Raw genomic sequence first — 24,596 nt, forward strand, 5'->3', positions numbered from 1 at the left:
GAGGTCAGGAGCGCACCCCCGCACGGTCGGAGGCGGACGGGTCGGACGCTGCCGGGTCGGACGCTGCAGGGTCGGTCGTCTCCCGCGAGATGCCACTTGTGAGCTCGACACGCCGTGAATCCTCGTCAGAAGTGGCATCTCGCGGAGTGGCAGAGGCGCCGGCCACCGCGGCGGCGACCGCGGCGTCGATCCGCCTCTGCTCGCCCGCGGCGCGGCGGCGGCGGCGCACGACCGCCAGCACGATCAGCCCGGCGAGCAGCGCCAGCAGCACCAGAGCGCTCCACGGCACGGCCGCGGTCGAGGCCTCGGACGAGACGGCGGCGACCTCGGGCACGGCGGCCGGGTCGGCGGCCTGGCCCGCGAAGTCGGCGGTGACGACGGTGCCGGTCAGCGCGATCCGGGCGGTCGCGACGAAGAGCGGCCATACCCCGGCGACGGTGACGCTCCGGCTGGTCGAGCTGCCCGGGAGCAGCTCGGGCAGCGGCTCCGGATCGGTCGCGGCGACGCTGCCGAGGCCGAAGAGACCGGAGACCGCGAGCTCGGCGCCCGGGGCGAGGCGGGTGTTGCCCGCGTTGGTGACCGTGTAGTCGATGGTGGTCGTGCCGGGAGCGAAGGGGTTCCACTCGCCCTGGTACGAGACGGCGAGGCCGTCGACCGAGAGGCGCGGGGCGAGGTCGCCGCCGACGCGGAGGTACATCCGCGAGCCGAGGCGGCGGTCGACCGAGACCCCGGTCTCGCCCTGGACGAGGATCGACGAGACGACCCCGGCGGCGTAGTCGCCCGGCACGGCGTCGGCCGGCACCTCGAGCTGGAACGGGATCTGCACGCTCTCGCCCGCGGGGACGACGACGTCCGGGGCCTCGAAGGAGATCCAGCTGCCCAGCTGGGTGGACGGCTCGGCGGCCGGCAGGAGATCGAGCTGCCCCGCCTCCGTGAGGAAGCCGTCGGAGCCGTAGACGCGGAAGGTCTGGTCCTCGTCGTCGTAGTTGGAGACGATCAGCGCGTCGCTCAGCTGCCCGCCCGGCTCGAGCGCGTAGGCGTAGTTCGGCCGGTCGCTGCCCTGCTCGGTGTCGGCGGGCCGCACCCCCCAGGTCACGGCCGAGGTCGCCGTCTCCGCGAGGGCCTGCGCCGGCAGCGCAGCGGCCCCGAGCCCGACGACGAGCAGGACACCGAGCGAGCGGAGTGTGGAGCGGAACATCATCGTCCAGCCTTTCGGGCGGGTGGGGTCCCCCCGCGAGATGCCACTTGTGCACGCGACACGCCGTGAAAAGCGGTCATAAGTGGCATCTCGCGGAGGGGAGGAGAGAGGGAGGGAGGAGGCGACCGGCCGCCGTGAGGAGGCCGGTCGCCAGGGTGGCTAGCCGAGCGCCGTGAGCGTCAGCGTCGCCGTGTAGGTGCCGGTTCCGACCGACAGCGGGAGCTGCAGGTCGAGGTCGGCGCCGAGGACCGAGGATCCGGTCGGGTGCCCGGCCGCGGCGGAGCCGAGGACGCGAGCGGTGGCGAGGCCCTCACCCGAGACGAACCCGGAGACGACGGGGGCGCCGGCGACGGCACCGCCCTCGTTCTCCAGGACCTCCGGGGTCCAGCCGAGGTACTTGCCCGAGACCGTCTGCGTTCCGGCGCGGAACTCGCTGATCTGAGCCGAGACCGACCAGGCCGGCGCGGCCAGGCGCGAGTCGGTCACGCGGACCGGCACGAGCTCGCCCGAGGCGGCGAAGTGGTCGCCCTTCTCCTCCGCGACACCGAGGTTCACCAGGTTGCTGGTGCCCTCGAGGCTCCAGGTGAGCTCGCCCTCGCGGGCCTCGGGCACGATGACCGCGACGGCCTGGTCGCCCTGCGCCGCAGCGCCGGCGGCCGTGCCGGTGAAGTCCCCGTCGACCCCGGCGGCGGTGTTGCCCGCGCCGAAGTTGACCGCCGGAGCGTTCTCGGCCAGCGTGATCCGCCCGCCGACCGTCGAGCCCGCGAGCTGGACGTTGCCGGAGTTGCCCGAGAGCACCAGATTCCCGCCGACGGTGTTGCCGAGCGCGGCCGCGGAGCCGTCCTCGTTCGCGCCGAGGAGCACGCCGCGCGAGGATCCGCTGACCGTGAGCGAGCCGCCGACGATCGCGCCGCCGACGCTCACGCCGAAGTCGCTGCCGGCGAAGGTCGCGTCGCCGCCGACGCTGGTGCGCGCCACGTCGACGTAGTTCGCCGCGTCGGTGCTGACCGAGCCGTCGACCGAGACGTCGCTGAACTCGACGTCGATGCCGCCCGCCTCGACCATGCCCGCGACGGTGAGGTCGCGGAGGTAGAGGAAGCCGGCGCGCGAGCCCTCGGAGAACGACACGACGTCGCCCCCGACGCTGGTGCCGTCGATCGAGATGCCGTACGCGTCCGTGCCGATGACGTCGCCCTCGATCGTCGCCGAGGTGGCGTCGAGCCAGGCGTCGTCGCCGACGGTGATCGAGCCCTGCACGACGACGTTGCCCAGCACGCAGGTCTCGCCGGCGGCGACGTTCAGGTCGCCCGCGATCGTCGTGTTGCCGAGCTCGGTCGTGCAGTCGGTCGTCGCCGCGAAGGCGGACGGCGCGGCGACCATCGCGAGGGAGGCGGCCGCGAGGACCGCCGTGGGCGTCTTCCACTTCATGGGGGTTCTCCTCGGTGCGCCGGTGCGCGTGGTGGTGCGGGGAAGGAAGGCGCCGGCGCGGCGCGAGGACTCAGCCACGGAGCGCCTCGATGGCGTTGTAGCTGCGCTCGGCGTTGCCGAGCGAGTTCACCGGGTTGGGCGCGACGGCCTGGGTGGGCGCGGTGTCCTGCTCCCAGACTCCGTAGCGCTGGCCGCGGTCGCGCAGCTCCGACAGGAACGCCTGGTACGGCAGGTCGCCCGCGCCGAACTCGATGATGTCGTAGCCGTTGGTGTTGGCGTTGTTCGTCTTGCCGTCCTTGAGGTGCAGGATCGGGTAGCGGCGCGGGTTGCGCTTGATGTAGTCGAGCGGCTCGAAGCCCGGGTAGAGCTTCTTGCCCACGTAGGCCCAGTAGACGTCCATCTCGAGGAACACGTGCTTCGGGTCGGTGTTGTCGTAGAACACGTCGTAGAGGCGCGTCGTCGGGTCGTCCGAGCCGAAGGCGAACTCGCCCGCGTGGTTGTGCTGGTAGAGCTTCATGCCCGCGGCCGAGACCTGCTGGCCCCAGGCGTTCCACTCGTCGGCGGCGGCGCGGTAGCCCGCGACCGTGTTGACGTTGGTCGGCGCGTTGCCGGTGCCGAGGTGCGGGGTGCCGAGGATCTGCGCGATCTCGATCTGCCTCCCCAGCTCCGAGCGGAGCAGGTTGGTGCCGACGTGCGAGCCGACGGCCCGCAGGCCGTTGTCGTCGAGCAGCTGGCGGATCTCCTGGGGGGTGATCGCGCCGACGTTGCCCTGGGTGTAGCCGGCGAACTCGATCTCGCTGTAGCCGATGCGGCCCAGCTCCTCGAAGACGGCCCGGAAGCCGATCGACGAGACCTTGTCGCGGACGCTGTAGAGCTGGATCCCGATCCGGTTGATCGGGACGAGCCGGGTGGCGCCGGACGAGGGGGCGGGAGCGGCGAGGGCGGGCGACGCGAGCGCGCCGGCCCCGACTCCGACGGCGACCGTCGAGGCGGCGAGCGCCGTCATCAGCGCGCGTCGGCTCATCGGCTTCGCCGTGATGGATCCGTGGTGGTGGTGCATTGTCTCTCCTTCGAAACGGAACATGCAGATGGATCAGGGGGGGGGGGACCGGCCGGCCCGGGCTCTCGGCGCGAGCCGGCCGGTCCCGCCGCGGCTACTGCTGGACGGTGAGGTTCAGCAGGCTGGACGCGGCGTTGGTGTTCGCCGTGGCGGTGTGGGTGACGGTCAGCTTGTAGCTGCCCGCGGCGAGCTTCGGCAGGGTCACGACGACCTTCCCGTTCTCGTCGAGGGTGCCGGTGAGCATCGCGACGGTGGAGAGGTTCCTCTTCACCATCACGGTGACCTGGCCGGTCCCGGCGACGCCGGTCGACGTCTTCGCCTCGACCGAGACCTGCGCGCTGGCGCCCGGCTTGACCGGGTTCGGCGAGACGGTCGCGGTGAGCACGGAGTCGGCCTTCGACACGATCAGGCGGGCGGTGCCGGCCGACGCCTTGAAGGTGCCGTCCGCTCCGTAGGCCGCGCGGAAGGTGTGCGTTCCCGCCCCGAGGGTCTGCGGCAGGGCGATGGTCGCCTTCCCGCCCTCGAGGGCGCTGCGGCCGATCTCGGTGTCGCCCTCGTAGAGGACGACCTCGCCGCCGGGGGTGCCGCCCTGACCGGAGACGGTGACCGTCGCCGATCCGGGAGCGCCGAAGGTCACGCGAGGGGCGCCGAGCGCCACGGTCGTGGTCGAGTCGACGGTCGGCGCGTTCCCCGCGGCGAGGTCGATCGTGAACGAGACCGAGCCGACCGCGGAGACGTTGCCGCCGGTGTCGGTGGCGCGGTACTGCACGGTGCGGACGCCGTTGGTGGTGAAGGGCACCGAGTAGGCGCCGTTCGCGGCGCGGACCGTGGTCCACGTCGTCCCGTTGTCGACCGAGTACTGCACGCTGGCGAGCGCGCCGTTGTCGGTCGCCGCCAGGTTGAGGTTCACCGCGCGGTTGTAGACGCCGCCGACGCCGGTGGGCGCTGCGGGGTCGAGCGTCGCGCTGACGGTCGGCGCGGTCTTGTCACCGGCACCCGCACCCTGGAAGGTGAGGGAGTCGAGCGACAGGCCGGAGGGCGAGGTCACGTAGAGCGAGCCGGTGCCGGTGGGCTGGCCGGAGAACGGCACGAGGACGTCCTGCCAGCCGGCGCCGGCGGGGATGGTCGCCGTTCCGAAGGGCGCCGCGTCGGCGGCGTTCCAGCGGAGGTCGACGGTGCCCTCGCCGGTGGCGCGGACCACGACTCCGGTCAGGTTCGCGAGGTTCACCGGGTCCCAGCGCAGGAAGGATCCCGCACCGAGTCCGCTGACCGCGTTGCCGCCGCTGGCGGTGGTGTCCGCGTAGGGCAGGACGCCCTCGCGGGCGGCGTGCTCCGCCTCCTGCGTCTTCGGGTTCAGCCGCAGCGTCGCCTCGGCCGCGGCCGGGGGCAGTCCGTTGTAGCCGGCGTCCGTGTAGGTCACGACGACGGTGCCGTAGAGCAGCGCGCCGGGGCCGTGCTCGGGCGAGTCGGCGGACGTCGGGAACGCTCCCGTGGCACCGGTGCCGGTGACCTCGGGATGGGCGTGCTCGTCGTGGCCGAGACCGTAGGTCCACGCCACGCGGCTGCCGACGATCTGGTCGCCGTCCTCCGCGTCACGGCCGGTCACCCGGTAGGGGATCGCGTCGCCCCACTCGAAGAACGAGCCGTTGCCCGGCGTCGCGATCTCGATCTGCGGCGCCTGGTTGCCCACCGAGATCACCCGCGAGGTGAGGCTGAACTTGCCCTTGGCGTCGGTGACGCGCAGGCGGGCCGTGAACTGGCCGAGCTCGGTGTAGGTGTTCTTCACGGTGACGCCCGTGGCGTCGAAGGTGCCGTTGCCGTCGAAGTCCCAGTCGTAGGTGAGCGCGTCGCCCTCGGGGTCGGAGGATCCCGTGGCGTCGAACGTCACCTCGAGCGGCGTCCCGGAGGCGGACAGCGGCGTCGCGGTGAAGCGCGCCTGGGGGGCCTTGTTGCCCTCGGCGTAGTCGATCCGGTACAGGCCGGCATCGGGGTTGGCGCGGAAGAAGCCGTCGCCGTACTCGAGCACGTACATCGACCCGTCGGGGCCGAACTCGATGTCCATCGGGTTGTCGTGGATCGGCTGTGCGGCCTGGGTCAGCGCCGCGTTGGGCAGGAAGTCCTCGATGTGCGTGACCGCGCGGTCCTCATCGAGCGTGAACGCCGCGATGTAGTCCTGCGAGAACTCGCCGAAGAAGGTCTTGTCGTTCCAGTACGCCGGGAACTTCGACGTCGAGGGGTTCTCCTCGTCGAAGTGGTACACCGGTCCGCCCATCGGACCCTGGCCGGTGCCGGTGCCGAAGTTCACGAGCTCGTCGAACGGCTGGTCGCCCGGGTTGTCGCCGTAGTAGACGGTCGCCGGCGTGGCCGCCGGGATGTCCACGAGGCCGGTGTTCCAGCGCGAGTTGTTCTTCAGGTTCTGCGGGTCGAAGAAGCCGCGGGGCGTCGACGTCTCGAAGTTCCACTCGTTGTAGGGCAGATTCGGGCCGTGCACGTACGGCCAGCCCGAGTTCTGCGGCTGGTCGAGACCGGTCGCGTTCCACTCCACGAGACCCATCGGCCCGCGCACGCCGTCGGCCGCAGCGGCCTTCGTCGCGTCGGGACCGTAGTCGCCCCAGGAGAGGGTGTTCGTCTCGGCGTCCACGTCGATCTTGAACGGGTTGCGCACGCCCATCACGAAGATCTCGGGACGGGTCTTCTCGGTGCCCTCGGGGAACAGGTTGCCCTCGGGGATCGTGTACGAGCCGTCCTCCTGCACCGCGATCCGGAGGATCTTGCCGCGGAGGTCGTTCGTGTTGCCGGCACCGCGACGCGAGTCGAAGCCGGGGTTCATCCCGGGTGCGTCGTTGTTCGGCGCGAAGCCCGCGGCACCCGGAGCACTCGCCGGCGTGTTGTCGCCGGTCGAGAGGTACAGGTTGCCGTCCGCGTCCCAGTCGAAGTCGGCGCCCACGTGGCAGCACTGCCCGCGCTGCGCCTCGACCTCGATGATCTTCTGCTCGCTCGCCAGGTCGAGTCCCGAGCCGGTCCACTTGAACCGGGAGAGGCGGTTGACGCCCTTCCACTGATCCCAGTAGCTCTCGTCCTCGCCCGCGGGGAGCATGTTGGGGGCCGCACCGGTCGGCGTGCCGCTGAGAGGCGCGTAGACCAGGTAGACCCACTGGTTCTCGGCGAAGTCGGGGTCGATGCCCACCGACTGCAGTCCGTCCTCCGAGTTCTGGTAGACGGGGATCGTGGCCACGACGCGCGTGGTGCCGGTCTTCGGATCGGTGTGGCGGATCTCGCCGTTCCGTGCCGTGTGGAGGACCGACTTGTCCGGAAGGACGGCGAGGTCGATCGGTTCGCCGACGTTCTTCGTCAGCAGCACCTTCTCGTAGTTGCTCCAGTCGAGCGCGGACTCCGCGCCCGGCTCCGAGCCGTGGTCCACTCCGTCGTGGGCCGAGGCGGGCAGGCCGAGAGCGGTGAGTCCGGAGACCGTCACCATCCCGGCGATGCCGAGGGCGAAGAGAGACCTGATGCTTCTCTTCGTGGATCGCTTACCATTCATGCGTGATGTGATTCCTTCAACGAGGTGTTCATCGCAGAGGCCGGATCCGTCTCTGTCCGCACGACGTGCGGATCCGGTCTCCCCTGGTCGGCCCGTGGGCCGATGTCTTCGTCGTCGCCTCCTCTCGCGGGATGCTGTCGTGGCGCCGGTCGTACCTCTTATTAAGGAGAGGCGGTTCCGGCTGGTCCGGGGCCGGCGCGAGGTCTCCCCCGCGCCGGCGGGTCTGTCGGGTCGATCAGGTCAGTGGCTCAGGACTCGAAGGCCGAGGGCAGGTACTCGGCGACGTTGTCCTTGGTGACGACCGGCGCGAAGAGCTGGATCTGGCGCGGGACGCCGAGCGACGTGGTGTCGCTCATCGACTTGTTCTGCTCGACGAGGCGGGCGAGCTTGATGCCGTCCGCGGCCTGGGTCGAGGGGTAGACGACCGTGGCCTTGACGACCGAGTCGTCGGCCTCGATCGCGCGCATCACGTTCGCCGAGCCGGCGCCGCCGACGAGGATGAACTCGTCACGGCCAGCGCTGTCGATCGCCGCGAGGACGCCGACGCCCTGGTCGTCGTCGTGGTTCCAGATCGCGTCGATCTGCGGCGCGGCCTGGAGGAGGTTGGCCGCGGCCTGCTCGCCGCCCTGCACGGTGAAGTCGGCGGCGACGCGGTTGTCCACGTCGAGTCCGCAGCCCTCGAGCGCGTCGGCGAAGCCCTGGCTGCGGTCCTGCGTCAGCGGCAGGGAGTCGATGCCGGCGATCTCGGCGACGACGGCGTCCGGGTTGTCGCCGAGCTGCTCGCAGAGGTAGGTGCCGGCGCTGACGCCCATGCCGTAGTTGTCGCCGAGCACCGTCGAGCGGGCGGCGAAGGGGCTGGAGAACTCGCGGTCGACGTTGATGACGGTGATGCCCGCCTCCATCGCCTGCGTCGCGACCTCGGTCAGCGCCGCGCCGTCGATCGGCAGCAGCACGATCGCGTCGACGCCGTCGTTGATGAAGGTCTCGACCTGGCTGATCTGCAGGTTGACGTCGTTGGTGCCCTCCGCGGTGCGGAGCTCGACGTCGTCGTACTTCTCGGCCTCGGCGAGCGCGGCGCGGCTGACCGCGCCCATCCAGCCGTGGTCGGCGGCGGGAGCGGTGAAGCCGATCACGACGTTGTCGCCCGAGGCGTCGTTGTCGGAGGCGGCGACGGCGGCGGCGGTCCCGCCACCGGCGGCGTTCCCGGTCTCGACGGGGGCGTTGGAGATGCAGCCGGTGAGCATCAGCGCGACGGCGCCGAAGGCGAAGCCGGCGGTGCCCAGGCGGGCAGTGCGGCCGAGTCGGGTGGTGCGGTCCAGGCGGGAGCCGGAGGGGTGGCGAACGGACATGGAAGTGATCTCCTTCGATGGATCCATGAGGGGCCGCAGGGCACAGCGGTGCCTGCGGAGGGTGACCAGGACGGTCGAGGTGGGTGCTGGAAGGCGCGAGGAAAAGTGAGTGGCGGGGCCGAGGGCCCCGGGGGTCAGGACTTGCCGCGGGCGGCGAAGCGCTGCTGCAGCAGGACGGCGGCGACGATGATCGCGCCCTTCGCGACGGCCTGGGCCGAGGTCGACATGTTGTTCTGCGTGAAGACGTTGGTGAGGGTCGTGAAGATCAGGACGCCGAACACGGTGCCGACGATGGTGCCGCGGCCGCCGGCGAGCAGGGTGCCGCCGACCACGACCGCCGCGATGGCGTCGAGCTCGTACAGCTGGCCGTGGGTCGAGGTGCCGGCCGTGGTGCGGGCGAGCATCATCACCGCGGCGATGCCGGCGGTGAGCCCGGCGAGGCCGTAGACGTACATGGTGTGCCGGCGGACCTTGATGCCGGCGAGGCGGGCCGCCTCCGGGTTGCCGCCGACCGCGATGGTGCGGCGGCCGAAGGTGGTGCGGTTGAGCAGGATCCAGCCGGCCACCGCGACGACCACGAAGATCAGCACGAGTACGGGGATTCCGAGCACGTCGGCGCGGAAGAAGTCGAGGAACGGGGTGACCGTGACGATCTGCGTCTGCCGGTTCGAGATCAGCTCCGCGAAACCGCGGGCGGCGACGAGCATCGCCAGCGTCGCCATGAAGGCGACCACGCGGCCGTAGGCGATCAGCGCCCCGTTGATCAGTCCGCAGACCAGGCCCACCAGCACCGCGGTGAGCACGATGACCAGCCAGGAGGTGTTGGCCGCGTAGTACTGGGTGGAGACGGTGCTCGCCCAGACCGTCGCGAGCCCCATCACCGAGCCGACCGAGAGGTCGATGCCGCCCGAGGTGATGACGAAGGTCATGCCGATGCTGAGCACGCCGATCACGGCGGCCAGGCGGAGGATCGTCAGCACGTTGTCGACGCTGGCGAACCGCTCCCCCGCGGTGGCGAACCCGACGATGCAGAGGATGACCAGCGCGAGCACCAGGCCCACGTTCCGGCCGAGCGAGCCGCCCATGATCCCGCGGAGCCCGGAGCGCGCGTCCTTCGGCGTCCCGCCGCTCGGCCCTCCCGTCGCGGCCGAGGCGTGACGTCCGGCGTCCTCCTGCGGACCGCCGATCGACGGTGACGCGGTGTCGAGCTGTCCGCTCACGCTGCACTTCCTTCCATGACGAGATCGAGCACGCGGTGCTCGTCGATCGAATCGGCGGGGCCCTCGTGGACCACGGCGCCGTCGGAGATCACGAGCACTCGGTCCGAGAGCCCGAGGACCTCGCCGATCTCGCTGGAGACCACGAGCACGGCGGCGCCGTTGGTCGCGAGGTCCCGGATCAGGGTGTAGATCTCGGCCCGCGCTCCGACGTCGACCCCGCGGGTCGGCTCGTCGAGCAGCAGCACGCGGCAGCCGCGCACCAGCCAGCGCGCGAGGAGCGCCTTCTGCTGGTTGCCGCCGGAGAGCGTGCGGGCGTCGCGGTCGACGCCGTGCGGGCGGAGGTCGAGCGCCACCGCCTGGTCGGCCGCCGCCGCGCGCTCGGAGCGCTCGTCGAGGAAGCCGCGCTTGGCGAAGCGATCGAAGGTCGAGAGGGTGATGTTGCGGTAGACCGGCTCGTCCAGGAGCAGGCCCTGGCTCTTGCGCTCCTCCGGGCAGAGGCCGATGCCGGCGTCGACCGCGGCGGTGACCGAGCCGGCCCGCAGGCGCTTGCCCGCCACGCTGACCGTGCCGGTGCTGGCGCGGCGCGCCCCGTAGATGGTCTCCAGGATCTCGGAGCGGCCGGAGCCGACGAGCCCCGCGAGGCCGACGACCTCGCCGGCGCGGATCTCGAGCGAGACGTCGGCGAACGAGCCGCGCAGCCCCAGGTTCTCCACCTTCAGCAGCGTCTCGGCCTCGGTCGCCACCTCGGGGCGGTCCGGGAAGACGTACTCGACGGCGCGGCCGGTCATCAGCGTGATCAGCTTCGAGGTCGGAGTGTCGGCGACCGCGAGGTTCTTCGCGACCGTCGCGCCGTCCTTGATGACGGTGATCCGATCGCCGATGGCGCGGATCTCCTCCAGGCGGTGCGAGATGTAGACGATGGCGACGCCGTCGGCGGTGAGCTGGCGGACCACGTGGAAGAGGTTCTCCACCTCCTCCGAGTCGAGCACCGCGGAGGGCTCGTCCATGATGATGACCCGCGCGTCGTGCGAGAGGGCCCGCGCCATCTGCACGATCTGCTTGCCGGCGGCGGAGAGGCTGCCGACCTCGCGGTGCGGGGCGATCTCGGGGTGGCCGAGGCGCTGCATCAGCTCGCGGGTGATCTTCGCGGCCTTCGAGCGGGCGGTGAAGCCGCCGCGGGAGAGCTCGTGGCCGAGGTAGATGTTCTCGGCGACCGAGAGGCCGTCGACGACGTCCAGCTCCTGGTACATCGTGGCGATGCCGAGCGCGAGGGCGGCCGTCGGCGACGGGATCGTGACGACCTTCCCGTCCACGAGGATCTCGCCCTCGGTGGGCTGGTGGGCGCCGGCGAGCGTCTTGATGAGCGTGGACTTGCCGGCCCCGTTCTGGCCGAGGAGGCAGTGCACCTCGCCGGGGCGGACGTCGAGGTCGACGCCGTCGAGGGCTCGTGCTCCGGGGAAGATCTTGACGATGCCGCGCATCTGCAGAAGCAGTTCTGACGCGGTGTCCTGAGTGCGGGAAAGAGGCTGAGCGGCGATGCTGCCGGGGTCTGCGGTGACCATGCGTAGGAAGCTACAGCGACTTAAGTCGCGGGTCAACCAAAAGTTCTGAGTCGTTTCGAAGGAGATCCGGGCAATCGTCCAGCGCGTCGAAACGCTTCCGTCATCCGCGTCAGACCGGGGATCCGCGGGTTTACGCGACATCTGGCGGCGTGTCGCGGGACGGTTCTGGACACGACGTCTCGTGATGGAGCGCTCTCCGAGCCTATGAATCGGCGTGCGGGTGCAACCCGATCGTGACCTTCGCACCTGCGCTCGGCGTCGCGGCCGCCTCCCACTCCGTAGAAAGAGCTGGCCAAGTCGAGCGCGGGCGTGGGAGGGTCGACCCGCCGACGAAAGGACGACGATGTCGAACGACCGAGCCCTGCGCGTCGCGATGGTGGGGACCGCCTTCATGGGCCGCACCCACTCGCACGCCTGGCGCACCGCCCCCCGCTTCTTCCCGCTGCCGCTGCGGCCCGAGCTGGCCGTGCTGGTGGGCACCGACCCGCAGCGGACCGCCGAGCGCGCCGAGACCCTCGGCTGGAGCGAGTCGTCGACGGACTGGCGCGCGGTGATCGCCCGCGACGACATCGACCTCGTCGACATCTGCACCCCCGGCGACACCCACGCCGAGATCGCGATCGCCGCCCTCGAGGCCGGCAAGCACGTGCTCTGCGAGAAGCCGCTGGCCAACTCCGTCGAGGAGGCCGAGCGGATGGTCGCCGCGGCGGCCGCCTCGGGCCGCGTCGCGATGTGCGGCTTCAGCTACCGCCGCACCCCCGCGCTGGCGCTGGCCAAGCGCTTCGTCGACGAGGGCCGGCTCGGCGCGATCCGCCACGTCCGGGCCCAGTACCTGCAGGACTGGCTCAGCGACTCCGAGGCCCCGCTGACCTGGCGCCTCGACGCCGCGAAGGCCGGCTCGGGCGCGCTCGGCGACATCGGCGCGCACATCATCGACAGCGCGCAGTGGCTGACCGGCACGCCGATCACCTCCGTCTCGGCCGTGCTGCGCACCTTCACCACCGAGCGCCCCGTGCTCGCCACGCAGTCGGGCCTCGGCGGCCGCGCGGAGGAGGGCGCCGCGCGCGGCCCCGTGACCGTCGACGACGCCGCCGCCTTCACCGCCTCCTTCGAGGGCGGCGCCCTCGGCGTGTTCGAGGCGACCCGCGTCGCCACCGGCCGCAAGAACGCCAACCGCATCGAGATCAACGGCGAGACCGGCAGCATCGCCTTCGACTTCGAGCGGATGAACGAGCTCGAGTACTACGACGCCCGCGACCCCGAGGACGCCCAGGGCTTCCGCACCATCCAGGTCACCGAGCCGTCGCACCGCTACATGGCGGCCTGGTGGCCCACCGGCCACGGCATCGGCTACGAGCACCTCTTCACCCACCAGGTCGTCGATCTCGTCGAGGCCATCGCCGCCGGCACCCCCGCCACCCCCACCTTCGCCGACGCCCTCGAGGTCCAGCGCGTCCTCGCCGCCGTCTCGACGAGCGCCGCGAACCGCTCGGAGTCCACCCCCGTCCAGCGCGGCACCGGCCCGGTCTGACGCCGGCCGGCACCGCGCCCGTCGCCGCGGAGCAGATTTCCCAGCAGCCTGCTGGGAAATTGAGTGATCCTCCGCGCTCTTCTTTCTCCGGCGCGATGAGCGCGTCGAGTGGCGAACGGTTCCGAGAGTGCAGCGTCCCCGGCGCAGCACGGAGTGCCAGGCTGGGGCGATGCGCCGGCGAGGGAGTTCTGCGGTGGCCGTCGCGGTCGTCGCGTTGCTGCTGGGCGGCTGCGTCGAGGCGGAGTCCGGGCCGGCCGCGGTCGGCGCCGGCGGCGTCGCGGACGGCACCTCGGCGAGCGTCTCCGCCGCGGGGACCGTCGACGTCGCCTACCAGCGGCAGGGCGACTTCGCGGTCGTCGTCGCGCTCGACTGCTCGGCCTGCTCCGGGACCGTCACCGTGTCGGCGCCCGGGCGCAGCACTCCCGTCGGCGAGGCCGCGGCGGGGACGGAGTCGGCCTGGCTCCTCGAGACCGTCGCGACCGACCCCGTCGACCAGTCGCTCCTCGTGCAGACCGTCGGTCACTGGACGCTCACCCTGCGGAGCTGGAACGACCTGCCCGAGGTCTCCGGCGAGCAGTCGGGCAGTGGATCGGCGGTGCTCGCCTTCTCGGACCACGTCGACAGCCTCGACGTCGCCTACGGACCGGCGAGCAGCGAGGACTCGCTCTCCGGCCGCGTCCTCGGCACCGACGGCACCCGGCAGACCTTCGGCGACACCACCGCCTTCGCCCGCGTCGTCGACGCCACCCTGCCCGGCGTCGTCGCGATCCGCACCGACGGCGCCTGGACCCTCACCCCGACCCCCTGACGCCCGCGCGCCCCGTCGCGCTCCGCGAGATGCCACTTGTGAGCACGACACGCCGCGGAACCCGTGCACAAGTGGCATCTCGCGGGAGCGGTCGGCGGGGGCGCCCCGGGGGCTTCGCCTCGTGAGGCGATCCTGCGCCATACTTCGGGGATGAGCAAGAAGATTGACGCGGCGCATCGCGCCCTGGTAGCAGCCCTCGACAAGCACGCCGGACTCGTCGGCGACAAGTCGTCGAAGCCGAGCAAGGTCGCGCGCGCCGCGTCCGAGCTCCGCGCCGCGACGAAGGCCTACTCGGCGCTCGTCTCGGCCCGCACCGGCACCTCGAGCCCGTTCGCCGACCTGGCCGACCCTCGTCTGGACCAGCCGACCATCGCCTCCCTCCGGGCCGAGCGCGACGCGATCGCCGCGCGCCTCGCCAAGCACGAGGCGCTGGCGGCCGAGTCGGACGACCAGGCCCTCGCGGGCTGACCCTTCTCCCCCGCTCCCTCCCCCGCGGAAGTCGCCGTGTTACGGCCGTGTTTCGCGTGCCCGGCGACGCCTTGCGTACCGTGGTCCCCGGGATCCGCGCAGTCGCGGCGTCGTGCGACCGGAGGCCGGTCGCAGCGCCGGCGGTGACCAGCACCGCCGAGCGTGGACGCCGCCCGGATCCTCTCCACGGAAGGATCCACCGCATGTCCCTGCGCCGCACACTCCTCGCGACCACCGCGATCGCCGCCTCCGCCCTCCTCCTCGCCGGCTGCTCCTCGGCCGCGGGCGCGGGCGACGACACCGTCCGCATCGGCGTGGTCGGCGCGGGCGACCCCTACTGGGCGACCTACGAGCAGGCCGCGGAGGACGCGGGCATCGACGTCGAGATCGTCGACTTCACCGACTACAACCAGCTCAACCCCGCGCTGACCGAGGGCGAGATCGACCTCAACCAGTTTCAGCACCTGGTCTACCTGGCGCAGTACAACACCTCGGCCGACGCCGACCTCGTGCCGATCGGCGCGACCGCGATCTACCCGCTCGGCCTCTACTCGACCCAGTACGACAGCGTCGAGGACATCCCCGAAGGCGAGAGCGTCGCCGTCCCGAACGACGTGACCAACCAGGCCCGCGCGCTCCTCGTCCTCCAGTCGGCCGGCCTGATCGAGCTGACGGACGGCGGCACCGCCTTCTCCGGCCTCGACGACATCGACACCGACGCCTCGAAGGTCACCGTCACCGCGCTCGACGCGGCGCTCGTGCCGACCTCGCTCCCGGACGTCGCCGCCGCGGTCGTCAACAACGACTACCTCGCGGGCGCGGGCCTCGAGGCCACCGACGCCCTCGCGCAGGACGACCCGAGCGACCCGAGTGCGGTGCCCTACGTCAACGTGTTCGCCGCCCGCGCGGACGACGCCGAGAACGAGACCTACCTCAAGCTCGTCGACGTCTACCAGACCTCGCAGGACGTGCTCGACGGCGTCTCCGAGCAGTCGGGCGGCACCGCCGTCTTCGCGACGACCCCCGCCGCCGAGCTGCAGTCGACCCTCGCCACGGTCGAGGCCGACGCCTCCGCCCAGGGCTGAGCCGCCCCTCCCCCGCCGCGACCCCGCGGCCCGGCAGTGCCCGACCCCAGCAGTGCCCGACCCCAGCAGTGCCCGAACCAGCAGTGCCCCGACCAGCAGTGAAGGAAGCGCCGTGCCGCTCATCCGCCTCGCCGACGTGAGCAAGGTCTACCCGCCGCTCGCGCGCGGCGCTTCCGCCCTGACCGCCGTGGACGGCGTCAGCCTCGACATCGAGGCCGGCGACGTCTACGGCGTGATCGGCTACTCCGGAGCCGGCAAGAGCACGCTCGCGCGCCTGATCAACGCCCTCGAGCCCGCCACCGGCGGCAGCATCGAGATCGACGGACACGAGATCGTCGGCCTGCCCGAGCGCGAGCTGCGCCGGCTGCGGCTCGGGATCGGCATGATCTTCCAGCAGTTCAACCTCTTCGGCTCCAAGACCGTCGAGCAGAACGTCGCCTACCCGCTGCAGGTCGCCGGCACGCCGCGCGCCGAGCTGCGCAGCCGAGTCGACGAGATGCTCCGCTTCGTCGGCCTCTCGGACAAGGCCCGCAGCCACCCCGAGCAGCTCTCCGGCGGCCAGAAGCAGCGCGTCGGCATCGCCCGCGCCCTCGCCGCCTCGCCCCGCATCCTGCTCGCCGACGAGGCCACCAGCGCCCTCGACCCGGACACCACGGGCGAGGTGCTCGCGCTCCTGCGCCGGATCAACGAGGAGCTCGGCGTCACCATCGTCGTCATCACGCACGAGATGGACGTCGTCCAGCAGCTCGCGACGAAGGTCGCCGTGATGGAGGCGGGCCGCATCGTCGAGCGCGGCCTCGTCTTCGACGTCTTCTCGGCCCCGCGGGAGGCGGTCACCCGCCGCTTCGTCTCCACGGTCGTGCGCACGGTGCCCTCGCGGGAGGAGGCGTTGGTGCTGCGCGAGCGCCACCCCGGCCGCCTCGTCACGCTGTCCTTCTCCGACGGCTCCGCCTCGCAGGGCGAGGTCTTCGCCGAGATCGCGCAGGCCGGCGTGCCGCTCGAGCTCGTCTACGGCGGCATCACCGACGTGCGAGGTCGCGCCTTCGGCCACCTCACCGTCGCCCTCGACGCGTCCGACGACGTGGTCGAACCGCTGCTGGCCCGCCTCGGCGCCCGCGTCGCCCTCACGGAGGTGCCCCGATGAACGAGCTCATCCCGCTGCTGCCCCAGCTCGCCGAGGCGACCGGCGAGACCCTCTACATCGTGGCCTTCAGCCTGCTCTTCGGCGGGCTCGGCGGCCTGCTGATCGGGCTCGGACTCGCCGTCACCCGCGGTGGCGCGCTCTACGCCAACCGGTTCGTCTTCGGCCTGCTGAACGTGATCGTCAACGTCTTCCGGCCGATCCCGTTCATCATCTTCATCGCCGCGGCCCAGCCGCTCGCCCGCCTGGTGGTCGGCACGGGCATCGGCACCGACGCGATCATCTTCACGCTCTCGCTCGCCGCGGCCTTCGGCATCGGGCGCATCGTCGAGCAGAACCTGCTGACCGTGCAGCCCGGCGTGATTGAGGCCGCCCGCTCCGTCGGCGCGAGCCGCTTCCGGATCGTCCGCACCGTGCTGCTGCCGGAGGCGCTCGGTCCGCTGATCCTCGGCTACACCTTCGTCTTCGTCGCGATCATCGACATGTCGGCCGTCGCCGGCTACATCGGCGCCGGCGGCCTCGGCACCTTCGCGATCCAGTACGGCTACCGCCAGTTCGAGCCCGTCGTCACTTGGGCCGCGGTGCTCGTCATCATCGTGATCGTCCAGCTCGTCCAGCTGCTCGGCAACGTCCTCGCCCGCCGAGTCCTCCGCCGCTGACCCCCTGCCCCCCCGCCGCGAGATGCCACTTGCGTACACGACACGCCGCGAAACGCGTACCCAAGTGGCATCTCGCGGGAGGAGTCAGCACGGTGGGTGTCATGAGGATCCGATACGACCCGCAAGCGAACGCCGCCTACCTTCCCGTCGGGCGCGAACCCCGAGCCGGGGAGTCCGTCGAGCAGATCTGTGACATCGCCGACCCGCACGGGTTCGGCGAGATCATCCTCGACTTCGACGCCGCCGGGCACCTGATCGGCGTCGAGATCCTCGGCGCGCGCGCACTCCTGCGCCCCGAGGCCCTGGCCGACGCCGACATCCTCTGACGAGGGTTAAACACCTCCGCGAGATGCCACTTGTGTACGCGACACGCCGTGAAAGGCGTGCACAAGTGGCATCTCGCGGAGGAGGAGGGAGCAGAGCTCAGTAGCGGGGCTTGCGCTCCGGGCGGTCGGTGGAGCGGGACGGGCCCGAGGGACGGCCGCCGCGGTCGGCGCCGGCGCGGCTCGGGCGGCGGTCGGGCTTGAGCTCGATCAGCTGGCCGCTGATGCGGGTGCCGGCGAGGCGATCGAGCACGTCCTGGGGCAGGTCGGCCGGCAGCTCCACGATCGAGAAGTCCGGGCGGATGTCGATGTGCCCGAAGTCGCCGCGGTTCAGCCCGCCCTCGTTCGCGAGCGCGCCGACGATCTGGCGGGGCTCGACGCGCTGACGGCGGCCCACCTCGATCCGGTACGACGCGAGGTTGGTGTTCGACGAGCGCTGACGACGCTCGGGACGCTCGCGGTCGTTGTCGTACGAGGACCGGTCGGAGCGCTCGGGGCGGTCGCCCCGGCTGTCCTCGCGGCGGAAGCGGGGGTCGTCCGGCGAGAGCAGCAGCGGCTCGTCGCCCTGGGCGACGATCGCCAGCGCGGCGGCGACGTCGGACTCGACGACGTCGTGGTGCTCGACGTAGTGGCCGATGATGTCGCGGAACCGGTCGAGCCGCTCGCGGTCAGCGAGCGCCGTGGTGATGGCGTCGTCGAAGCGCGAGAGGCGGGTGACATTGACGTCCTCGACGCTGGGCAGGCGCATCTCGGTCAGCGGCTGGCGGGTCGCCTTCTCGATGGCGGAGAGGAGGCGGCGCTCGCGCGGAGTCACGAAGCTGATCGCGGCACCGCTGCGGCCGGCCCGGCCGGTGCGGCCGATGCGGTGCACGTAGGACTCGGTGTCGATCGGGATGTCGTAGTTGACGACGTGGCTGATCCGGTCGACGTCGAGACCGCGGGCCGCGACGTCCGTGGCGACGAGGATGTCGAGCTTGCCCGACTTCAGCTGCTCGACGGTGCGCTCGCGCTGGGCCTGGGCGACGTCGCCGCTGATCGCGGCGGCCGTGTAGCCGCGGGCGCGCAGCTTCTCGGCGAGCGTCTCGGTCTCGCTCTTGGTGCGGACGAAGACGATCATGCCCTCGAAGTTCTCGACCTCGAGGATGCGGGTCAGCGCATCGACCTTCTGCGGGTACGAGACCATCAGGTAGCGCTGGGTGGTGTTGGCGGAGGTCGTGGTCTTCGCCTTGACCGTGATCTCCTCCGGGTCCTTCAGGTACTTCTGCGAGATGCGTCGGATCTGCGACGGCATGGTCGCCGAGAACAGCGCGATCTGCTTCTCGACCGGGGTGTCGGCGAGGATCGTCTCGACGTCCTCGGCGAAGCCCATCTTGAGCATCTCGTCGGCCTCGTCGAGCACCAGGTACTTCAGGTGCGTGAGGTCGAGCGTGCCCTTCTCGAGGTGGTCCATGATGCGGCCGGGGGTGCCGACGACGACGTGGACGCCGCGACGCAGCGCGGACAGCTGGGTGCCGTAGCCCTGACCGCCGTAGACGGGGAGGACGTGCACGCCGCGCAGGCCGGACGCGTAGCGCTCGAACGCCTCGCAGACCTGCAGCGCCAGCTCGCGCGTGGGCGCGAGGACGAGCGCCTGCGGGGTCTTCTGCGAGACGTCGAGGCGGGAGAGGATCGGCAGCGCGAACGCCGCGGTCTTGCCGGTGCCGGTCTGCGCGACGCCGAGGACGTCGCGGCCGGACAGGAGGGAGGGGATCGTCGCCGCCTGGATCGCGGAGGGCGTCTCGTAGCCGACCTCCTTGAGGGCCTTGAGGACGGGGTCGCTGAGACCCAGGTCCGAGAAGACCAGCGAGGGGGCGGTCTCGTCTGCCGGCGCGGCCGGGGCGGTGCTGTCGGCGGCGGGCGCGGTCGCGCCGTCGGCCTGGGGGGCGGGTTCGGGTGTATCGGTGGACGCCATAGTGCAACGGTAGGCCGTCGGAGGCGCGCGAGAGCGCAGATCCGGCCTCTGAGCGGGCATTCGCGCCGGATCGGCGGCTGTGGAGGGGTCTCGGAGGGCCGCGCAGGCCCCCGCGTCAGTAGAACTCGACCGTGTCGACCCGGTTGATCAGCTCCTCGCCGTCGAGGAACCGGGTCGCGTTGCGCGCGAAGAGCTCGGCGATCAGGCGGTCCTCGGCCGCGTTCAGCGCGGCCGTGTGCGGGCTGAGCAACACGCTCGGGTGGCTCCAGAGCGGGCTGTCCTGGGCGAGCGGCTCCTCCGCGACGACGTCGAGGGCGGCGAAGCCGACCCGGCCGTCCTCGAGCGCGGCGAGCAGCGCCTCCTCGTCGATGACGGTGCCGCGGCCGACGCTGACGAGCGTCGCCCCCGGGCGCAGCGCGGCGAAGAAGTCCGCGCCGACCAGCTTCTCGGTCTGCTCCGTGCCGGGCAGCGTGACGACCACTCCGTCGATCCGCCCGGCCACCTCGGCGATCGCCGACGGCTGGACGATCTCGTCGACGTGCTCCACGGCGTCGGCGTGCCGGCTGGTGCCGATCACCCGCGCGCCCAGGGCCGCGAGCTTCTGCGCGGTCGCGCGCCCGATCGTGCCGAGCCCGACGATCAGGATCGTCTGCTCCGAGAGCAGGCTCATCGTCCAGCGCGAGCCCCACTCCCGCCGGCCCTGCAGCGCCTGCAGCCTCGGCAGCGTCTTCGCGCCGGCCAGCAGCCCGAAGAGCGAGAACTCGGCCAGCGGATCGGAGTGCACGCCCGCCGAGGTCGAGAACGCGACCCGCGCCAGCTGCTCCTCGCTCAGACCCGCCTTCTTCACCTGTGCGCCGCCGCCCGCGGGCATCGTCTGCACCCAGCGCAGCGCCGGGTTCGCGGCGACCGTGCGGGCCAGCTCCGACGGCGTCTCGTCCGGCACGCCGTAGAGCACCTCGGCCGAGTCGACCAGCTCCTCGAACTCCGCCTGCTGCTCCGTGGTGCGCTCGAAGGCCGGGTCGCCGGGGTGGTCCCCCGGGTGCCGCATCGGCGGCAGCAGCGACTGGTCGGCGACGAAGTCGATCCGCGGCTCGAGCTCGACCACCCGCGCGATCAGCTCCTCGCTGATCGGCGTGGCGGCGACCACCCGGAGGCGATCGGTCGCAGTCGGTCGGGGCTCGGTCGGCAGCGTCACGGGGATCCCTTCGAGCGGCCTGCGAGCGGCGCGGCGGGCACCGACGCGATCGACCGCGGTCTCCCGCCAGCGTATCGAGCGCCGGAAGCAACCCCTTCCCCGCCCACGTTGCTGGGGATGTCCGCATCGCCCGCTGTCGGTTCCCGAGCCGCCGCCTGGACGAACGGTGAGGACGCCCGCGCGGACCCCGGCCGCCGCCCTAGCGTCGGAGGACGGCAACATCGATCGAAGGAGACCGGATCATGGCGGCAGTGGGAGTAGCGACGGTATGGGTGCCGGTCGAGGACATGGAGCGGGCGGTCGCGTTCTACCGCGACACCCTCGGCCTCGACGTGACGAGCACCTCGAGCGACTGGTCGGAGCTCGACGCGGGCGGCCTGATGATCGGGCTCAACGCCCGCGAGTCGGCCTCCGTCGCCGAGAGCGGCGGAGCGGTCATCTCGTTCCAGCCGGACGGCAGCATCGAGGACGAGCTGGAGCGGCTGAAGGCGCGCGGCGCGTCGATCGAGGGCGAGATCAGCGACCACGAGTGGGGCCGCATCCTGCCCTTCCAGGACTCCGAGGGCAACGACCTCCAGTTCTACACGCCGCCGCAGAGCTGACGGCGAGCGCGTGAAGGCGGAGGGGAGGCGGGCAGGTCCCGCCTCCCCTCCGCGGTGTCAGGCGGGCGGGCGCAGCGGCAGGCGGCCGGCCAGGCGCGCGCCGCCGAGGGCGGCCGACGGGGCCAGCTCGATCGAGCCTCCGTAGACCGCGAACTGGCGCGAGAGGCGCTCGAGCCCCGAGAGCACCGGCGTTGCCGCGAGACCGCCGCCGTCGTCGTCGAGACCGACGACCACCGCGTGCTCCGCCTCGCCGCGCGCCACATCGAGGTGCAGCCGCACCGCGCGGGCGCCGCCGTGCTTGAGCGCGTTGGTCAGCGCCTCCTCGATCAGGCGCACCAGCAGCACGCGCTGCTCGAGCGGGACGCCGTGCTCCTCGAGACCGGGATAGTCCTCGTCGACGGCGAGGTCGACCGCGATCTCCGGTGGCAGTCGCGAGATCAGGTCGCGGGCGGCGGCGACCAGCCCGTGCTCGATGTCGACCGGGTAGAGCGCCCCGCTGACCGCGCGGACCTCCTGCTCGCGCAGCTCGTCGAGCCGCGCCGCGATGCCGAGCAGGCGCTCGTCGGCGGCATCGGAGGACGACGACGCCTCGGCCAGCCCGCGCAGCTCCGCGGCCAGCACCACCAGCGTGTTCTGCAGCCGCCCGTGCAGGCCCTGCGCGACCTCGCGGCGCACCCGCAGCTCCTCCTGCTGGAGCGCCTGCACGGCGTCGACGGCCTGCAGCAGCACCCGGGCGCGCTCCCGCTCCTTCTCGCGCACCCCGCGGGTGGCCTGGACGAGCAGGAACCCGAACGAGACGATCAGGCCGACGACCACCGCGCCCACCACCAGCTCGACCACCAGGGCGTCGAGCGCGGTCGGCAGGTAGACCCCGGCGATCAGCTGCAGCCCGACCCGGGTGAGGGCGGCGGCGACCGCGATCCCCGCCCTGACCAGCAGCCGCCGGACCCGGGGGTGGCGCTCGGGGCGGAGGAGGGTGACGAGCGCGACCGCGAGCCCGATCGAGGCGATGTTGACGACCACGCGCACGACGACGTCGACGACCGGGCCGCCGGCGACCCCGCGGACGGTCTGCGACAGCATGCCGAGCGCGAAGACCGCCTGCAGCGCGGCGAGCACGGCCAGCACGCCGCCGAGGATCGCGACGGTCCCGCGGAGGATCCGGTTGTCCTCCGCCTCGTCCGCGCGCCGCGGCCGGGAGTCGTCCGGGAGCGTCACCGGGTGTGCTCCAGGAACAGCAGGGTCGCCTCCACGCGCGGGTTGCGCGAGCCGTCGGAGCGCAGGCCGAGCGCCGCGTAGAGGGCGTTCACGTGGTTGTCGACCGAGCGGACCGCGATGCCGAGCCGCCCCGCGATCGCCGCGTTGGTGAGACCGGAGGCGAGCGCGCTCAGCACCTCGTACTGGCGGCGACTGAGGGCGTCGACGGGTGAGCTCCGGCGGGCGGTGCGCGCGGAGACCAGGGCGGGGTCGAGCACGGTCCGGCCGTCGAGGGTCGCGCGGATCGCGGTCATCAGGGCGGGGGACGAGAGGGACGAGCTCTTCGAGAGGTAACTCCAGCCGCGCACCTCGGCGCGGCCGAGCCGGAGGAAGCGGTGCATCGAGTCGACGGCCGACAGCAGCACGACGGCCAGCTCGGGATCGCCGGTGCGCAGCTCGCGGCCGAGCTCGATGCCGTCGCCGTCGCCCAGCTCGATGTCGATGATCGCGACGTCGAGCTCGGCGGGCCGCAGCCGCTCGCGCGCCTCCGCGGCGGAGGAGGCCTCGACGACGCTCCGGACCCCGGGCACCGCGCGCAGCAGCGAGGCGAGCATCTGCCGGTAGAGCGGCTGATCGTCGACGACGGCGAGCCTCAGCTCCCGCAGACCGCCCCCGAACGTCACACCGCATATCTTGACCCGGCGCCGGACACACGATCGGCGGAGATCGTGCTCAGGAGCCCGCGGACCCCGACAAAGGGGGGCATGGCTCCGTGCCCCGAACGCGTTTCAGGGCGGTCCTGGAGACATCCGGTCTCAACCCGGCGGGAGGGTCACTCCCGTCAGCGCCAGCCCGGCGAAGGCTGCGGCGAGCGCCGCCGCCCACATCCCGAGGCCGTAGCCGAGGCCGGCGGCCCAGCGCCGCTCGAGCAGCATCCGCGCGGCCTCGACGCTCGCCGTGCTGAAGGTGGTGAAGCCGCCCAGGACGCCGGTGCCGAGCACGAGCCGCCAGGACTCGTCCAGAGTGCCGGAGAGGGCCAGGCCGGTGACGACGCCGAGCAGCAGCGAGCCGGAGACGTTGATGAGGAGCGTCCCCACGGGCCAGCGCACCGGGACGAGCGAGCGCGCCACTCCGTCGAGGACGAGGCGGGCCGCGGCGCCGACGCCGCCGGCGAGGGACACGCAGAGGAGGAGGAGCGGCGGCGTCACGGCGTCAACGCGGCACGCCGACTCGCGAGCACGACGCCGAGCACCGCCGCGAGGGTGCCGAGCACGAGCGTGACGCCCGTGGAGAGGAGGACCTCGGCCCAGCGGCCGGCCTCGAGGAGGGCCACCGTGTCGAGGGAGAAGGTGCTGTAGGTCGTGAAGCCGCCGAGCACCCCGGTGCCGAGCAGCAGGCGGAGGGTGCGCCGCCCGCCGGTGTCGGGCCCGCGGCGGGCGAGCCCGGCGAGCAGGAGGCCGAGCAGGAAGGCGCCGACGAGGTTGACGGCGATCGTCGCCACCGGGACGGTGCCGAGCGGGGGCAGGGCGAGCACGGTCGCGGAGCGGGCGGCGGTGCCGACCGTGCCTCCGGCGGCGACCAAAAGGATCGCGCTCGGCCGCAGGTGCAGCGGCCGGGCCTGCGGCGGCGCGGTGTCCAGCGGCCGGGTCACTCCCCCGTGTCCCACGGCACGCGGCGGCGGGTGCCCCCGTCCGCGCGGGGCACGACGAGCACGGGGCGCTGCTGGCGGTGCGCGAGGTGCACCGCGACGCTGCCGCTGAGGAACTCGGCGATGCCCGCGAGCACGCCGGGGTCGCGGGTGCCGACCACGATCATCCGCGCGTCGACCTGCTCCGCGAGGTCGGTCAGGGCGAGAGCCGGCTCGCCCTGAGCGGTGCGCAGCGTCCAGTCGACGCCCGTGCCGGCGAGGAGCTCGGTGAGCGACTCGCGGAGCCCGGGCGGCTCGGTCGGGCCGGCGTCGGCGCCGCCGGAGCGGGGCACCAGGCCGACGGGTATGCCGCCGGTCATCGGGTCGACGTACTCGCCGACGAGGTACGGATCGGCGACGACGGTGAGCAGCAGCAGCGGGGCGCCGAGCCCGGAGGCGAGCTGCGCGGCGGTGCGGACGACCTCGGGACGCTGCCCGTCGACGACGCCGACGAGCACGGGTCCGGAGGGGGTGGATTCGGTCATGGACGGCTCCTTCCCTGGTCCTTCCATCCTCCCACCGGGGCACGGCCGCGAGGCGATGCTGCGCGACGAGTTCGCCCGTGATCATTCCGTTACCGGGCGGGCCCGG

The 24,596-nt window shown here is 72.3% G+C and carries 22 protein-coding genes; 8 read left to right on the plus strand and 14 right to left on the minus strand.

What is annotated here, in order from left to right:
• Window positions 1-4 precede the first annotated feature (4 nt).
• The 7 genes from HQQ86_RS07240 to HQQ86_RS07270 all read right to left on the minus strand — a co-directional run bounded on the left by HQQ86_RS07240 (window position 5) and on the right by HQQ86_RS07270 (window position 11,277).
• Window positions 5-1,198, minus strand: a complete 1,194-nt coding sequence (locus tag HQQ86_RS07240; protein WP_173287388.1) for a hypothetical protein — start codon at window positions 1,196-1,198, stop codon at window positions 5-7.
• Between the two features lie 159 nt (window positions 1,199-1,357).
• Window positions 1,358-2,626, minus strand: a complete 1,269-nt coding sequence (locus tag HQQ86_RS07245; protein WP_173287389.1) for a hypothetical protein — start codon at window positions 2,624-2,626, stop codon at window positions 1,358-1,360.
• A gap of 70 nt (window positions 2,627-2,696) precedes the next feature.
• Window positions 2,697-3,686 carry a sugar phosphate isomerase/epimerase gene (locus HQQ86_RS07250; RefSeq protein ID WP_254071793.1) on the minus strand — a complete coding sequence of 330 codons (990 nt, stop codon included), beginning with the start codon at window positions 3,684-3,686 and terminating at the stop codon, window positions 2,697-2,699.
• Between the two features lie 94 nt (window positions 3,687-3,780).
• Complete coding sequence (locus HQQ86_RS07255; RefSeq protein ID WP_173287390.1) at window positions 3,781-7,227, minus strand: PQQ-dependent sugar dehydrogenase; 3,447 nt, start codon at window positions 7,225-7,227, stop codon at window positions 3,781-3,783.
• 248 nt (window positions 7,228-7,475) lie between these two features.
• Complete coding sequence (locus HQQ86_RS07260; RefSeq protein WP_173287555.1) at window positions 7,476-8,471, minus strand: substrate-binding domain-containing protein; 996 nt, start codon at window positions 8,469-8,471, stop codon at window positions 7,476-7,478.
• A gap of 239 nt (window positions 8,472-8,710) precedes the next feature.
• Entirely contained in the window at window positions 8,711-9,661 is a 951-nt protein-coding gene (locus tag HQQ86_RS07265; protein ID WP_160091194.1) for an ABC transporter permease, read from the minus strand.
• Between the two features lie 131 nt (window positions 9,662-9,792).
• Window positions 9,793-11,277, minus strand: coding sequence for a sugar ABC transporter ATP-binding protein (locus HQQ86_RS07270; protein ID WP_173287556.1), 1,485 nt, complete (start codon window positions 11,275-11,277; stop codon window positions 9,793-9,795).
• Window positions 11,278-11,701: 424 nt separating this feature from the next.
• Here HQQ86_RS07270 and HQQ86_RS07275 point away from each other — a divergent pair, with 424 nt between their 5' ends.
• The 7 genes from HQQ86_RS07275 to HQQ86_RS07305 all read left to right on the plus strand — a co-directional run bounded on the left by HQQ86_RS07275 (window position 11,702) and on the right by HQQ86_RS07305 (window position 17,376).
• Window positions 11,702-12,889, plus strand: coding sequence for a Gfo/Idh/MocA family protein (locus HQQ86_RS07275; protein ID WP_173287391.1), 1,188 nt, complete (start codon window positions 11,702-11,704; stop codon window positions 12,887-12,889).
• Between the two features lie 193 nt (window positions 12,890-13,082).
• Entirely contained in the window at window positions 13,083-13,697 is a 615-nt protein-coding gene (locus tag HQQ86_RS07280) for a hypothetical protein (RefSeq protein WP_173287392.1), read from the plus strand.
• Window positions 13,698-13,847: 150 nt separating this feature from the next.
• Complete coding sequence (locus HQQ86_RS07285) at window positions 13,848-14,165, plus strand: hypothetical protein (RefSeq protein WP_173287393.1); 318 nt, start codon at window positions 13,848-13,850, stop codon at window positions 14,163-14,165.
• A 203-nt stretch (window positions 14,166-14,368) separates the two neighbouring features.
• A complete protein-coding gene (locus HQQ86_RS07290) occupies window positions 14,369-15,250 on the plus strand; it encodes a MetQ/NlpA family ABC transporter substrate-binding protein (RefSeq protein WP_173287394.1) in 882 nt (293 codons plus the stop codon).
• A gap of 112 nt (window positions 15,251-15,362) precedes the next feature.
• Window positions 15,363-16,394, plus strand: a complete 1,032-nt coding sequence (locus HQQ86_RS07295) for a methionine ABC transporter ATP-binding protein (RefSeq protein ID WP_173287395.1) — start codon at window positions 15,363-15,365, stop codon at window positions 16,392-16,394.
• Window positions 16,391-17,050: a methionine ABC transporter permease gene (locus HQQ86_RS07300; protein WP_173287396.1), complete on the plus strand. Its 660-nt coding sequence runs from the start codon at window positions 16,391-16,393 to the stop codon at window positions 17,048-17,050. The genes HQQ86_RS07295 and HQQ86_RS07300 overlap by 4 nt, the downstream gene beginning before the upstream one ends.
• 101 nt (window positions 17,051-17,151) lie before the next feature.
• Complete coding sequence (locus tag HQQ86_RS07305) at window positions 17,152-17,376, plus strand: DUF2283 domain-containing protein (RefSeq protein ID WP_173287397.1); 225 nt, start codon at window positions 17,152-17,154, stop codon at window positions 17,374-17,376.
• Window positions 17,377-17,473: 97 nt separating this feature from the next.
• Here the strand turns inward: HQQ86_RS07305 and HQQ86_RS07310 are convergent, their stop codons facing one another.
• Window positions 17,474-19,324 carry a DEAD/DEAH box helicase gene (locus HQQ86_RS07310; RefSeq protein ID WP_173287398.1) on the minus strand — a complete coding sequence of 617 codons (1,851 nt, stop codon included), beginning with the start codon at window positions 19,322-19,324 and terminating at the stop codon, window positions 17,474-17,476.
• A 115-nt stretch (window positions 19,325-19,439) separates the two neighbouring features.
• Window positions 19,440-20,519 carry a D-2-hydroxyacid dehydrogenase gene (locus HQQ86_RS07315; RefSeq protein WP_367948569.1) on the minus strand — a complete coding sequence of 360 codons (1,080 nt, stop codon included), beginning with the start codon at window positions 20,517-20,519 and terminating at the stop codon, window positions 19,440-19,442.
• A gap of 242 nt (window positions 20,520-20,761) precedes the next feature.
• On the opposite strand from HQQ86_RS07315, the gene HQQ86_RS07320 reads away from it, so the two are divergent.
• Window positions 20,762-21,121 carry a VOC family protein gene (locus HQQ86_RS07320; protein ID WP_173287400.1) on the plus strand — a complete coding sequence of 120 codons (360 nt, stop codon included), beginning with the start codon at window positions 20,762-20,764 and terminating at the stop codon, window positions 21,119-21,121.
• Between the two features lie 57 nt (window positions 21,122-21,178).
• Here HQQ86_RS07320 and HQQ86_RS07325 read toward each other — a convergent pair whose 3' ends face one another.
• The 5 genes from HQQ86_RS07325 to HQQ86_RS07345 form a co-directional block, all read right to left on the minus strand.
• On the minus strand, window positions 21,179-22,339 hold the full coding sequence (locus HQQ86_RS07325) for a sensor histidine kinase (RefSeq protein ID WP_173287401.1): 1,161 nt from the start codon (window positions 22,337-22,339) through the stop codon (window positions 21,179-21,181).
• Window positions 22,336-23,001 carry a response regulator gene (locus HQQ86_RS07330; protein WP_367948570.1) on the minus strand — a complete coding sequence of 222 codons (666 nt, stop codon included), beginning with the start codon at window positions 22,999-23,001 and terminating at the stop codon, window positions 22,336-22,338. The genes HQQ86_RS07325 and HQQ86_RS07330 overlap by 4 nt, the downstream gene beginning before the upstream one ends.
• Window positions 23,002-23,133: 132 nt before the next feature.
• Window positions 23,134-23,526: a CrcB family protein gene (locus tag HQQ86_RS07335; RefSeq protein ID WP_173287402.1), complete on the minus strand. Its 393-nt coding sequence runs from the start codon at window positions 23,524-23,526 to the stop codon at window positions 23,134-23,136.
• Complete coding sequence (locus HQQ86_RS07340; protein ID WP_367948571.1) at window positions 23,523-23,969, minus strand: CrcB family protein; 447 nt, start codon at window positions 23,967-23,969, stop codon at window positions 23,523-23,525. The genes HQQ86_RS07335 and HQQ86_RS07340 overlap by 4 nt, the downstream gene beginning before the upstream one ends.
• Window positions 23,966-24,490: a universal stress protein gene (locus tag HQQ86_RS07345; protein WP_173287403.1), complete on the minus strand. Its 525-nt coding sequence runs from the start codon at window positions 24,488-24,490 to the stop codon at window positions 23,966-23,968. The genes HQQ86_RS07340 and HQQ86_RS07345 overlap by 4 nt, the downstream gene beginning before the upstream one ends.
• Between the last annotated feature and the right edge of the window lie 106 nt (window positions 24,491-24,596).

The organism is Rathayibacter sp. VKM Ac-2857, from assembly GCF_013205025.1.
In the GTDB taxonomy this organism is placed as follows: domain Bacteria; phylum Actinomycetota; class Actinomycetes; order Actinomycetales; family Microbacteriaceae; genus Rathayibacter.